The organism is Pseudomonas khorasanensis, from assembly GCF_014268505.2.
Taxonomy (GTDB): Bacteria; Pseudomonadota; Gammaproteobacteria; order Pseudomonadales; family Pseudomonadaceae; genus Aquipseudomonas; species Aquipseudomonas khorasanensis.
Window position 1 is genome coordinate 50,958 of the sequence record NZ_JABWQP020000011.1, and the last position, 12,256, is coordinate 63,213.

At 58.8% G+C, this 12,256-nt stretch carries 11 protein-coding genes; 6 read left to right on the forward strand and 5 right to left on the reverse strand.

What is annotated here, in order from left to right; genetic code table 11:
- Positions 1-127: 127 nt before the first annotated feature.
- A complete protein-coding gene (locus tag HU727_RS20115) occupies positions 128-1,624 on the forward strand; it encodes a helix-turn-helix transcriptional regulator (protein WP_186533379.1) in 1,497 nt (498 codons plus the stop codon).
- Between the two features lie 138 nt (positions 1,625-1,762).
- A complete protein-coding gene (locus HU727_RS20120; protein WP_186533378.1) occupies positions 1,763-2,020 on the forward strand; it encodes a DUF1652 domain-containing protein in 258 nt (85 codons plus the stop codon).
- 716 nt (positions 2,021-2,736) lie between these two features.
- Here the strand turns inward: HU727_RS20120 and HU727_RS20125 are convergent.
- The 4 genes from HU727_RS20125 to HU727_RS20140 all read right to left on the reverse strand — a co-directional run bounded on the left by HU727_RS20125 (position 2,737) and on the right by HU727_RS20140 (position 6,334).
- On the reverse strand, positions 2,737-3,504 hold the full coding sequence (locus HU727_RS20125) for an SDR family oxidoreductase (RefSeq protein WP_186533377.1): 768 nt from the start codon (positions 3,502-3,504) through the stop codon (positions 2,737-2,739).
- Positions 3,505-3,541: 37 nt separating this feature from the next.
- Positions 3,542-4,609, reverse strand: a complete 1,068-nt coding sequence (locus HU727_RS20130; protein ID WP_186533376.1) for a phosphotransferase family protein — start codon at positions 4,607-4,609, stop codon at positions 3,542-3,544.
- Between the two features lie 198 nt (positions 4,610-4,807).
- The gene (locus HU727_RS20135; RefSeq protein WP_186533375.1) at positions 4,808-5,776 is read right to left on the reverse strand and encodes a 2-hydroxyacid dehydrogenase; all 969 of its coding nucleotides are present in this window, start codon (positions 5,774-5,776) and stop codon (positions 4,808-4,810) included.
- A gap of 174 nt (positions 5,777-5,950) precedes the next feature.
- The gene (locus HU727_RS20140; protein WP_186533374.1) at positions 5,951-6,334 is read right to left on the reverse strand and encodes a tautomerase family protein; all 384 of its coding nucleotides are present in this window, start codon (positions 6,332-6,334) and stop codon (positions 5,951-5,953) included.
- A gap of 260 nt (positions 6,335-6,594) precedes the next feature.
- On the opposite strand from HU727_RS20140, the gene HU727_RS20145 reads away from it, so the two are divergent.
- The 3 genes from HU727_RS20145 to HU727_RS20155 all read left to right on the forward strand — a co-directional run bounded on the left by HU727_RS20145 (position 6,595) and on the right by HU727_RS20155 (position 8,544).
- The gene (locus HU727_RS20145) at positions 6,595-6,789 is read left to right on the forward strand and encodes a hypothetical protein (RefSeq protein ID WP_186533373.1); all 195 of its coding nucleotides are present in this window, start codon (positions 6,595-6,597) and stop codon (positions 6,787-6,789) included.
- Between the two features lie 50 nt (positions 6,790-6,839).
- Positions 6,840-7,010 carry a hypothetical protein gene (locus HU727_RS20150; protein WP_186533372.1) on the forward strand — a complete coding sequence of 57 codons (171 nt, stop codon included), beginning with the start codon at positions 6,840-6,842 and terminating at the stop codon, positions 7,008-7,010.
- A gap of 253 nt (positions 7,011-7,263) precedes the next feature.
- Positions 7,264-8,544 carry an HAAAP family serine/threonine permease gene (locus HU727_RS20155; RefSeq protein WP_186533371.1) on the forward strand — a complete coding sequence of 427 codons (1,281 nt, stop codon included), beginning with the start codon at positions 7,264-7,266 and terminating at the stop codon, positions 8,542-8,544.
- Between the two features lie 111 nt (positions 8,545-8,655).
- Here HU727_RS20155 and acnB read toward each other — a convergent pair whose 3' ends face one another.
- Positions 8,656-11,265 (reverse strand): bifunctional aconitate hydratase 2/2-methylisocitrate dehydratase, encoded by a 2,610-nt coding sequence (acnB, locus tag HU727_RS20160; RefSeq protein WP_186533424.1) that lies wholly within the window; start codon positions 11,263-11,265, stop codon positions 8,656-8,658.
- A 466-nt stretch (positions 11,266-11,731) separates the two neighbouring features.
- Between acnB and HU727_RS20165 the strand changes: the two genes are divergently transcribed.
- Positions 11,732-12,202: a DUF1289 domain-containing protein gene (locus tag HU727_RS20165; RefSeq protein ID WP_186533423.1), complete on the forward strand. Its 471-nt coding sequence runs from the start codon at positions 11,732-11,734 to the stop codon at positions 12,200-12,202.
- The last annotated feature ends 54 nt before the right edge of the window (positions 12,203-12,256 follow it).

The following is a 12,256-nucleotide window of genomic DNA, read 5'->3' on the forward strand; positions in this document are numbered from 1 at the left end:
TGACTGACACTTAGCCTTCGCGAACAAGCTCGCTTGCACAGGTTTTTTGCTGATTTTGAGTCGTCGCACGATCGCGCGCCGCTGCGGTCGTACACTTCACCTTGCCGCATCACAGTGTGGAGATCCAATGAGCCAGGAAGTCCTGACCACCGAAACCAACCGTCGCCAGTTGCAGCAGATCATCGCCGGGCTGTCGGACGGGGTGATTCTGCTGGAGCTCGATAAAAGCATTCTCTGGGCCAATGAAGCGGCGCTGGCCATGCATGGGGTCAGCACCATCGGTGATCTGGGCACCAACGCGGACGAGTACGCCAGGCGTTTCGTCCTGCGCTACCGCAATAACCATGTGTTGCCGCCGGAAAACTACCCGATCAGCCGTGTGGCGCGCAGCGAGGCGTTCAGTGATCTGCTCATCGAAGCCTCGCCGGTGGACGACCCGGAGCGCACTTGGGTGCACAAAGTGAGCAGCATGATCCTGACCGACCGCGTCGGGCAGCCCGAGTCGCTGGTGTTGATCATGAGCGACGTGACGGATTGGGCCAATGCCGAGCTGCGCTTCGAAAAGACCTTCAACGCCAACCCTGCGCCCGCAGTGATCTGCCGTCTCAGCGACTTGCGTTACATCAAGGTCAATCCGGGCTTCCTGGAGATGACCGGCTACACCCGCGAGCAGGTCATCGGCACCTCGGCTTATGAAATTGACATCTTCGAGCACGCTGAGCAGCGGGACCTGGCCGTCCAGCGCTTGCGCGACGTCGCGACCATTCCGCAGATGCAGGCGGAACTGCGCCTGCCCGGCGGTGGCAGCAAGCAAGTGATCGTCGCCGGGCAACCGCTGCTGCTCAACGACCAAAATTGCATGCTGTTTTCCTTCGTCGACATGGAGCCGCGGCGCAGGGTTGAAGTGGCGCTGCGCCAGAGCGAGGAGCGTTTTGCCAAGGCGTTTCGCCTGACGCCTGTGCCCATTCTGATCTGTACCGCCGACAAGCAGGAAGTGATCGACGTCAACCAGGCGTTTCTCGAAACCCTGGCCTACGACAGCGATGACGTGCTGGGCAAAACCGTGACGCAGCTGAGCTTTATCAACGATGACGGCGCACGCACGCGGTTGTTGTCGGCTCTGGCGAAAAACGGGCGCGTCGATCGGGTCGACGTTCCGGTGCGCAAGAAGGATGAGCAATTGCTGGAATGCGCGGTTTCGGCCGACACCGTGAACATTCATGACACGTCATGTTATTTGCTGGTGTTGATGGACATGACCGAACGCAAGCGCACTGAGCTTGAGCTGGTCGCGGCGATTGAAGAGGTGATGAAGGACGCCTCGTGGTTCAGCCGGACCTTGATCGAGAAGCTGGCCAACGTGAAGAAGATCAATTCGCCGCAACTGCCCAGTGCGTCGTTCACCGACCTGACGGCCCGCGAGCGGGATGTGTTGGGGTTGATCTGCGAAGGCCTGGCGGACAAGGAGATTGCCGCGCGGCTGAAACTGGCGCCCAACACCGTGCGTAACCATGTGGCCACGGTGTATTCAAAACTCGACGTGCATAGCCGCAGCGAGGCGATCGTCTGGGCACGTGAACGTGGTTTGTTCTCGGGAGAGTGGGGAGCCAAGGGACAGCGCTGAAGGTGCAAATGCACTAGTTGCGGGGGTGCAAATTCGTGTTCTGGAGAGGGCCGGGTGTTCTTAGGCTGGTGGGGTGTGGTGCAAGCCAATCGGGTCTTGCGATCGCGCCCCTTCGAAACAGCTATAGGAACCATGTCCATGATGAATCTTGCGCAGTTGCGCATCGAACTTGAGCGCAGTTTTGCGCCGCTGGCTTGTGAATGCTCGGTGGATGGAGATCACTCTCTGACGGTAAAGTTGTATCACGCGGGTTCGGGGCAGGTGGATCTGGTGATCAGCGGGCTTGATCTGGGCTCTTTGCGTACGCAGGAATCGGTCGATGCGTTGATTGGAGAGTTGCGGTACGAGCTTGACAGCAATTCCTTGCGATCGTCGCGGGATCAGGATTTGGCCTAGGGGGCTTTGGTCTTGGCGGCCTTTGGGCCGGCCATGCTCTTGGGGTTTTGGGTGAATATCCGTTTTTGCGGTGCTGCGGCGGGTGGTTTCGCCCTAACGGCGAGTCACCTTTTCCAAACGCCGAAAAGGTAACCCAAAAGGCTTTGCCCTGACGTTCGGCCCGCTCGCTTAGGCTTGGGGTTTCTTCGCTGCGGGGTTGGGCGTTTGTATGAACGCAACGACAGCCCCAACCATCCAATCAGCCCAATCCACTGGCGCTAACAACGTGCTCAGCTATAAAGAATGAGTGGTCAGGTCTTCCGTGGTCGGTTCGGTTGCGGGAGGTTGTCTTCCATTTACCGCGGGTCGTCCTATGAATCATCTTGGGAAGCGCGTGTTGCCGTTGGTTTTTTTCGCCGTGCTGTTGGCGGGTTGCGCCAGTCCGCCGCCCCCTGCGCCTGTCGCGCCGCCGCCACCGCCGGAACGTCGGTGCGAGGTGTTGGAAAATACTGAGGTTGTTGGGGATATGTATGTGGATGGGCAAGTGACGCGCCAAATCACGACCACCCGTTGCATCACGCAATAAGGCTGGTGATTACCCGGCTGCACGAAACACGGAACCATGCACCGATCCTGTGGGAGCGAGCCTGCTCGCGAAGACGCAGTGTCAGTCGATATTCATATCAATGACACAGCGCGTTGGCGAGCAGGCTCACGCCGGTTATCTTCGGCGCAGATCAGGACAGGAAACCACCGTCCACATTCAGCGCTACCCCGGTGGTGTAGCTCGACGCGTCGCTGGCCAGGTACAAGACCGCGCCGGCCATTTCGCTCGGGTCGGCCACACGCTTGAGGGGTATCTGCGTCAGGGCCTGTTTCAATATCGCATCGTTCTTCACAAGCGCCGAAGCGAATTTGGTGTCGGTCAGGCCCGGCAGCAGGGCGTTGCAGCGGATGCCGAATTGCGCGCATTCCTTGGCGAAGACTTTGGTCATGTTGATGACCGCTGCTTTGGTCACCGAATAAATGCCCTGGAAGATCCCCGGCGAGATGCCGTTGATCGAGGCGACGTTAATAATGCTGCCGCCACCGTTTTCGCGCATCAACTTGCCAGCTTCGACTGACATGAAGAAGTAGCCGCGAATGTTCACGTCGACGGTCTTCTGGAACGCACCGAGGTCGGTGTCCAGCACGTTGCAGAATTGCGGGTTGGTCGCGGCGTTGTTGACCAGAATGTCGAGGCGGCCGAATTGTTCCTTGATCCCGGCGAACACCTGGCTGATCTGATCCATTTCACCGATGTGGCACGCCACGGCAGTGGCTTTGCCACCGGCGGCGGTGATTGCATCCGCGACGTGCTGGCAGCCTTCGAGTTTGCGGCTCGAAACGATGACATGAGCACCTTGCTGGGCCAGCAGTTTGGCAATGGCTTCACCGATGCCACGGCTGGCGCCGGAGACGAAAGCGATTTTGCCGTCGAGGTCGAACAACTGAGTCTTGGACATGGGATTCCCTTGTGAAAAGTCTTGTTGGGGGCCTGGATCAGAGGCTGGATTTCTGAATGACCTGCAGGCTCATCTGCTCCAGCAGTTTGTTCATGTGAATGAACTGCGCGAAGCGTTTGTCCTGGGTCTGTCCATGGTAGAAGCGGTAGTAAATCTGCTGCACGATGCCGGCCAGGCGAAACAGGCCGTAGGTGTAGTAAAAATCGAAGTTGTCGATGCGGATGCCCGAGCGCTCGGCGTAGTAATCGACGAATTCGCGGCGAGTGAGCATGCCCGGCGCGTGGCTCGGCTGGCGACGCATCAGTTGCACGGGCGCCGGGTCGCCGGCCTCGATCCAGTAGGCGAGGCTGTTGCCCAGGTCCATCAGCGGGTCGCCGAGGGTGGTCAGTTCCCAGTCGAGCACGCCGATGATCTGCATCGGGTTGTCCGGGTCGAGGATGACGTTGTCGAAGCGATAATCGTTGTGGACGATGCTCGACGTTGGGTGGTCGGCCGGCATCTTGTCGTGAAGCCAGGCCTTCACCGCTTCCCAGTGCGGGGCATCCGGGGTCAACGCTTTCTCGTAGCGCTCGCTCCAGCCTTTGATCTGCCGCGCGACGTAGCCTTCGGGCTTGCCCAGATCACCAAGGCCGCAGGCGTTGTAATCGACCCGGTGCAGTTCGACGAAACGGTCGATGAAGCTCTTGCACAGGGCCTCGGTGTTCGTTGAGTCGAGGCCCAGTTTCGGTGGCAGTTCCGAACGCAGGATGATGCCCTTGACCCGTTCCATCACATAAAACTCGGCGCCCATGACCGATTCATCGGTGCAGTGCACGTAGGCTTTCGGGCAATACGGAAAACCGTCGCGCAGTTGATTGAGTATGCGGAATTCGCGGCCCATGTCGTGGGCGGATTTGGCCTTGTGGCCGAACGGCGGGCGGCGCAGAACGAACTCTTGCTCGGGGTATTCCAGCAGATAGGTCAGGTTCGACGCACCGCCGGGAAACTGGCTGATGTGCGGAGTGCCGGTCAGGCCCGGAATGTGCGCCTTGAGGTACGGATCGATCAGGCTGGCATCGAGTTCTTCGCCGGAGCGGATACGGGTGGACTGGTCAGTAAGCGCCATACTTATCCCTTCTGCTTATTTTGGAGGCCAGACATCATTGGCTAATCTAATGGCGCGCTCGGGTCGTCACAAGCGCGGGCCGGTCTTATAGGTTAGCGTGTTGCCGGATAATCACCTGTGGGAATGGGTAACGGAGGGGCGTGCAGACTGAGTTGGGCGGTTTGTCCGACTGCGATAATCCGCCGTTGGGCGCGTGCTTCAGTGCACGCGCTGGTTGCTGAATTTTGGCGGCAGAGCGACGGGGGTCAAAACCGGTTGCCCAGAGAAGAAAGCCACGAGGTTCTTGCCCACCAGTTCCACCGTCCCTTGCGTGGCCTCGGGGGACAGTCCGGCGACATGCGAAGTCAGCACAATGTTGCTGAGGGTTTTCAAGGAATCGGGCACTTCAGGTTCGTGATCGAACACGTCCAGCGCGGCACCGGCGATTCGGCGTTGTTCAAGCGCGGTGATCAATTCTGCCGTTGCGATCACACTGGCTCGCGCAATATTGACGATGAAGCCCTTCGGCCCAAGTGCATCGAGTACCGCTCTTGTCACCAGATGCTGGGTGCCGATGCCGCCTGGCGTGGCGACGATCAAAAAGTCCGAGGCGCGGGCCAGGTCCGTCGGTGTCGAGCAAAAGGTGTAAGGCACGTCGCTGCGCACCTGGCGGTTGTGATAGCTGATCTGCATATCGAAACCCAGCTCCGCGCGCTTGGCGATGGCCATGCCCACCGCGCCCAGCCCGAGAATGCCCAGACGTTTGCCCGCCAGCGATGGGCGCATGATTTTTGGCCACTCGCCCCGACGCACCGCCGCGTCGCAACGGGGAATATCGCGCACCAACGCCAGCAGCAACGCCATCGCATGATCGGCCACTGAGGAGGCGTTGACTCCGGCGCCGTTGGTGACGGTGATACCTCGATTGCTCGCCGCTTGCAGATCGACCTGTTCGTAACCCGCACCAATCACCGTGATGATTTTCAAGGCGGGCAGGGCGCTGATTTCGTCGGCGGTCAGTCCCAACGGGCCGCGAGTAAGCACGGCGTCGATGCGGCTGCCGTGGGTGACGATGGCTTGTGCGCGCTCGGCAGGTGTTGGCGCAAGGATCAGGTGAAACCCCTGGTGTTCAAGAATAGGCAGATAGTCATTGATCGTTTCAACCAGTACCAGAACGGTTGCGGGCATTGCGCGGCTCCTGTGATCGGCGGCGGTAAGGTCGCGAAAGTCGTAGCAGAGTGCTGATTCCAGAGCGCTTTGGCAATGGCAGAGCACTGCCCCGTTCCAGCCAGTGTAGGAGCTGGAACGGCGCGCGCGCGAGTGCTTCGTCAGAACACGGCTACGACGTTTTTTCTGCAGGTATCAAGTGACGTACTGAGCGGTTCCGTTACCGAATGACCAGTTCTCTTTTTTCACTTCCACCAAGTTGATGAACACATCTTCCAGGCGCACGGCCAGTTGCGTGTTGAGGCTTTCGGCAATGGTTTTGAACAACAGTTGTTTTTTCTCGACTGTGCGGCCTTCGCTGATGGTGATCTGGATGAACACCACCCCGTCGCTGCGCTGGATGCCCAGGTATTGCGGGTCGTAGATCAGGTGCTGAGCGTCGTGCTCGGTGAGGATCTGGAAATTGTCGTGCTCCGGCACATCGATGGCGCTGCGCAGGGCGGCGTAGATTAATTCGCCGATGCGTCTGGCGAAAGTGGGGTCGGGGTTTCGTCGGATGTCGAGGCGAACGAGGGGCATGGACTGAGCTTCCTTGGGCAGGGGACTCATTCACGCTAGATCATCTGAGCGAAATAGAAAGAATGCCGGTGCCACCGAAGTTCCCCGCTGCATACGAAACCCTGTAGGAGCTGTCGAGTGCAACGAGGCTGCCTACCGGGATACCGGATTTTGCCTACGAAACCATCGGAGCGGTCTGCTACCCGGCAGGAGACGAGTGCGCAACTATCAAAGGGCATAAAGCAGCTCGAGCATTTATCGCCAACAGCCAAGGAAGGCACATGCTTCAAGACGATCGGGAAAATCTGGAACTCGACAGGTTACAAAATGAATCACGGAAACTTGTGGCCGAAAGAAGGAAGCTTTTGGCGGAGGAGAAAAAGCTGGCTTGGGAGACCTATTTCTATCCCCTCGCGGTAGTGGCCGGGGTTTTAACTGCAACGGTGGCGGTAGCGGGACTGTTACTAAACCATTGAATGTCGGTTATTTCGCAATCACCAGACCTGTCACTTAAAAGGAGGAAGACATGAGCATTTATGATGCAAGAGCCAGAATGGAACAAATGGAGCGCGAGCATGATGAATATGTCGAAAGGATGCGCGTCAAACATAGAGGCGATCTGTATCCAGTCTTGATGCTGCTAGCGTTCGGCATCTTCTGCATGTGCCTTGGCTTCATCCTCGGTCGATCAATCTGATCCCGTTGCCCCAATCATCCTGGTACTGAAGCCTGCTCGAAAACGACAAGGAGCGTATCCAGCACCGACCTGTATTTTTCCATTAACGACGCCTGTTTGGTCTGCTCCGCACAACCATTCCTCCACTAAGTCTTTGCTTCTGCTCATTTATCGCGGAGAATCGCGCCCCTGTTTCGGCCGGAGCATGTCTGTCGGTTTTTTTCGACGCGTCCTGACCGAGTGGCAAGTGACCGGAATGCGGAGATCCGACCGGATGAATGATCAGGCCAAAAGCGTTGATCAGCGCTTTGATGCAGCAGCACCCGCTGAACTTTCGAGCTGGAATCGCCAGGACACCACCTGGATGTTGGGACTGTTCGGTACGGCCATTGGCGCCGGTACCCTGTTCCTGCCGATCAATGCAGGACTCGGTGGTTTCTGGCCGCTGGTGATCCTCGCGCTGCTGGCGTTCCCGATGACGTTCTACGCACATCGCGGCTTGACCCGCTTCGTGCTCTCCGGCCGCGAAGGTGCCGACATCACCGAGGTGGTGGAACAGCATTTCGGGATCAAGGCCGGTGCGCTGATCACTCTGCTGTACTTCTTCGCAATCTTCCCCATCCTGCTGATTTACAGCGTCGGCCTGACCAACACGGTCGCCAGTTTCCTTGAACACCAACTGCACATCGCGCCGCCGCCGCGCGCTCTGCTGTCGTTCGTGCTGATTCTGGGGTTGCTGGCCGTGGTGCGTTGCGGTGAACAGGCCATCGTCAAGGCGATGAGCCTCATGGTCTATCCGTTCATCGTCGCGCTGCTGTTCCTGGCGGTATACCTGATTCCGCATTGGAACGGCGGCATCCTCGCCACCGCATCGCAGGTGCCGGCGCCGTCGGCGCTGTTGCACACCCTTTGGCTTGCGATTCCGGTGATGGTGTTCTCGTTCAACCATTCGCCGATCATCTCGGCGTTTGCAGTGGATCAGAAGCGTCGCTACGGTGCGAACGCTGACGAGCGCAGCTCCCAGATCCTCTGCCGGGCCCATTTGCTGATGGTGGTGATGGTGCTGTTCTTCGTGTTCAGCTGCGTGCTGACGCTGTCGCCGGAGCAACTGGCGCAGGCGAAGGATCAGAACCTGTCGATTCTGTCGTACCTGGCCAACCATTTCAGCAACCCGACCATCGCGTTCGCCGCGCCGTTGATTGCCTTCGTCGCGATCTCCAAATCGTTCCTCGGGCATTACATCGGTGCCAGCGAAGGCCTCAAAGGCTTGATCGTCAAGAGCGGCAAGCGTCCAGGTGCCAAGACGCTGGATCGTATTGTGGCGGCGTTCATGCTGGTGATCTGCTGGGCCGTGGCGACGCTGAACCCGAGCATCCTGGGCATGATCGAAACCATCGGTGGTCCGGTGATTGCCGCGATTCTGTTCCTGATGCCGATGTATGCGATTCGCAAGGTGCCGGCGATGGCGCGTTACCGCGGTCAGGCGTCGAATGTGTTCGTTGCTGCAGTGGGTCTTGTGGCGATTTCTGCGCTGGTCTACAAGCTGGCTGTGTGACCTGTCACTGATCGTTCCCACGAGAGCTGGGAACGATCAGGCGATAGGCGATCAGCATAAAAAAAAGCCGCTCATCTCACGATGGGCGGCGTTTTTTATTGCGTTGCAGCGTTAGGCTTGAACGACCGGGATGTTGGCGTTCGCAGCAGCTTCACGGAACTCGGCGATCTGGTCGAAGGACAGGTAGCGGTAGATATCGGCCGCCATACTGTCGATCTTGCCAGCGTATTCCATGTACTCCTCGACGGTCGGCAGGCGACCCAGGATCGAAGCAACGGACGCCAGCTCGGCCGAGGCCAGGTAGACGTTCGCGCCGTCGCCCAGACGGTTCGGGAAGTTACGGGTCGAAGTCGACACCACGGTGCTGTTCGGCTCGACGCGTGCCTGGTTACCCATGCACAGCGAGCAGCCTGGCATTTCCATGCGTGCGCCGGCCTTGCCGTAGATGCCGTAGTAGCCTTCTTCGGTCAGTTGGTGAGCGTCCATCTTGGTCGGCGGCGACAGCCACAGACGGGTTGGCAACTGACCCTTGACCTGATCCAGCAGTTTACCGGCAGCGCGGAAGTGACCGATGTTGGTCATGCACGAACCGATGAACACTTCGTCGATCTTCTCGCCAGCGACGCTGGACAGCAGACGGGCGTCGTCCGGATCGTTTGGTGCGCAGAGCACTGGCTCGTTGATGTCGGCCAGATCGATTTCGATGACTTCGGCGTATTCCGCGTCGGCATCGGCTTCCATCAGTTCCGGGTTGGCAACCCAGGCTTCCATCGCTTGAGCACGACGTTCCAGGGTACGTGCATCGCCGTAGCCTTCGCCGATCATCCAGCGCAGCAGAGTGATGTTGGAGTTCAGGTACTCGGTGATCGACTCTTTCGACAGCTTGATGGTGCAACCGGCAGCCGAACGTTCGGCCGAGGCGTCGGACAGCTCGAACGCCTGCTCCAGGGTCAGGCCTTCCAGACCTTCGATTTCCAGAATGCGGCCGGAGAAGGCGTTTTTCTTGCCTTTCTTCTCGACGGTCAGCAGACCGTTCTGGATGGCGAAGTAAGGAATCGCATGAACCAGGTCACGCAGGGTGATGCCAGGTTTCATTTTGCCTTTGAAGCGCACCAGAATCGATTCTGGCATGTCCAGTGGCATGACGCCGGTAGCTGCGGCAAACGCGACCAGACCGGAACCGGCCGGGAACGAGATGCCCATCGGGAAGCGGGTGTGCGAGTCGCCACCGGTGCCCACGGTGTCCGGCAGCAGCATGCGGTTCAGCCACGAGTGGATGATGCCGTCGCCCGGACGCAGGGAAACGCCGCCGCGGGTCATGATGAAGTCAGGCAGGGTGTGGTGGGTGGTGACGTCGATCGGCTTCGGATACGCCGCGGTGTGGCAGAACGACTGCATCACCAGATCAGCGGAGAAGCCCAGGCACGCGAGGTCCTTCAGTTCGTCACGGGTCATCGGACCGGTGGTGTCCTGAGAACCTACGGTGGTCATCTTCGGTTCGCAGTAGGTGCCAGGACGAACGCCCTGGCCTTCTGCCAGACCGCAGGCTTTGCCGACCATTTTCTGCGCCAGGGTGAAACCCTTGGTGCTTTCAGCTGGAGCTTCAGGCTTCTTGAACAGGTCGAATGCCGGCAGACCCAGTTCGGCGCGAGCCTTCTCGGTCAGGCCGCGGCCGATGATCAGCGGAATACGACCGCCGGCCCGGACTTCGTCCAACAGCACAGGGGTCTTCATTTCGAAGGTGGTGATGACTTCGTCGGTACCGTGCTTGCAGACCTTGCCAGCGTGCGGATACAGGTCGATCACGTCACCCATGTTCATGTTCGTTACGTCGAACTCGATTGGCAGTGCGCCGGCATCTTCCATGGTGTTGTAGAAGATCGGTGCGATTTTGCTGCCGAAGCAGAAACCGCCAGCGCGTTTGTTCGGCACGTAAGGGATGTCGTCGCCGAAGAACCACAGGACCGAGTTGGTCGCCGATTTACGCGAGGAACCGGTACCGACCACGTCACCGACGTAGGCGATCGGGAAGCCCTGGCCGCGCATTTCTTCGATCTGCTTCATCGGGCCGGTCTTGCCTTGCTCGTCCGGAACGATGCCGTCACGGGCCATTTTCAGCATGGCCAGGGCGTGCAGCGGGATGTCCGGGCGGGACCAGGCGTCCGGAGCAGGGGACAGGTCGTCGGTGTTGGTTTCGCCGGTGACCTTGAAAACGCGCAGGCTGATCTTGTCGGCCAGAACAGGGCGCTTCTTGAACCACTCGCCGTCAGCCCAGGATTGCAGCACGGCTTTGGCGTGAACGTTGCCGTTCTTGGCTTTTTCAGCGACGTCGTGGAAGGCGTCGAACATCAGCAGGGTGTGCTTGAGTTCTTCGGCGGCGACTGGCGCCAGTTCGGCGTCGTCCAGCAGCTCAACCAGAGTGACGATGTTGTAGCCGCCCTGCATGGTGCCGAGCAGTTCGACAGCGCGCTTCTTGTCCAGCAGAGGGGAGTTGACTTCGCCCTTGGCCAGGGCAGACAGGAAACCGGCCTTGACGTAAGCGGCTTCGTCAACGCCTGGTGGTACGCGATTGGTGATCAGGTCAACGAGGAAAGCTTCTTCGCCAGCCGGAGGGTTCTTCAGCAGCTCGACCAGGCCTGCTGTTTGTTCGGCGTTAAGCGGCTGGGGAACGATACCCAGGGCTGCACGCTCTTCGATATGTTTGCGGTAGGCTTCAAGCACAGTTATTACCCTCATCAGTGGTCCCAAATGGGTGTCCGGGACGCTCATCCCGAAATGGCCGTACTCATGCGCTGCGTGGCGTTGTGGGCCACTTAGCCAGAATTATCGACCATTCCTTACAGAAGCTGCTTTCAAAGTTTTACGCCTGCAGAACGGGGAGCTGATGAGGGTTGGCGTTGGGCTTTTCCCCGCTGGAAAAACCCTTCGCCAACACCGCTCTGAAGGAACGACTGTGCTCGTGACGCTTTGAAAACAGCTTCAAACGGACATTGGCGCCTTAAAAGGCTGGCTGATTCTACGGCAAAAAGATTTTAAAGGTAAGTCGGACTCTATTGGACTTTCGTGGCAGTGCGCGGGGTTGGAACAAACGCAGGACGCCGTTGAGCCCCTGATGTTTGAGGGGTGATCAATGCTCGGCAAAGGGCTAACATGCCGACCTGTTCCGCGTTCAGTGTTTTTGCCATTTATGCCCAATCAGACCATCAAGACGCCTTGTGTCGGCCTCTGCTCCACCGTTTACGGGGATCTCGTGTGCCGTGGCTGCAAGCGTTTCCACCACGAAGTGATCCATTGGAACGGGTACAACGAGGAGGAAAAACGCGCGGTCTGGCTGCGTCTGGAGCAATTGTTGTCGCAGGTGATGGCGAGCAAGGTCGAAATTTTCGATCCGGCGCGTCTGCGCGAACAGCTGGAGCAGCGCAAGATCCGCTTCGTGCCGCATCAGTCTGAATACTGCTGGGCGTATCAGTTGATAGCGCGGGGCGCGCGGGTGATCGTTAATCTGGAAGCCTACGGAATGGTACTCCTGCCGGAGTTTCGCGACTGGAACCTGCCGGAACTGCGCGATGCGATCGATCGGGAATTTTTCCTGCTGTCGGAAGCGCACTATCAACGCTACATCGCACCCGGATTCCTCAAAGATTCCTTTGGCGCCTGAACATCAAAAGCTTCGCGAGCAGGCTCGCTCCCACAGGGAAATGCAGGTCAAATC

Coding starts and splice junctions, on each gene's coding strand:
- HU727_RS20125 (WP_186533377.1), bottom strand. CDS start 3,504: ATGTCCAAGACTCAGTTGTTCGACCTCGACGGCAAAATCGCTTTCGTC.
- HU727_RS20130 (WP_186533376.1), bottom strand. CDS start 4,609: ATGGCGCTTACTGACCAGTCCACCCGTATCCGCTCCGGCGAAGAACTC.
- HU727_RS20135 (WP_186533375.1), bottom strand. CDS start 5,776: ATGCCCGCAACCGTTCTGGTACTGGTTGAAACGATCAATGACTATCTG.
- HU727_RS20165 (WP_186533423.1), top strand. CDS start 11,732: ATGCCCAATCAGACCATCAAGACGCCTTGTGTCGGCCTCTGCTCCACC.
- HU727_RS20150 (WP_186533372.1), top strand. CDS start 6,840: ATGAGCATTTATGATGCAAGAGCCAGAATGGAACAAATGGAGCGCGAG.
- HU727_RS20155 (WP_186533371.1), top strand. CDS start 7,264: ATGAATGATCAGGCCAAAAGCGTTGATCAGCGCTTTGATGCAGCAGCA.
- HU727_RS20140 (WP_186533374.1), bottom strand. CDS start 6,334: ATGCCCCTCGTTCGCCTCGACATCCGACGAAACCCCGACCCCACTTTC.
- HU727_RS20115 (WP_186533379.1), top strand. CDS start 128: ATGAGCCAGGAAGTCCTGACCACCGAAACCAACCGTCGCCAGTTGCAG.
- HU727_RS20145 (WP_186533373.1), top strand. CDS start 6,595: ATGCTTCAAGACGATCGGGAAAATCTGGAACTCGACAGGTTACAAAAT.
- HU727_RS20120 (WP_186533378.1), top strand. CDS start 1,763: ATGATGAATCTTGCGCAGTTGCGCATCGAACTTGAGCGCAGTTTTGCG.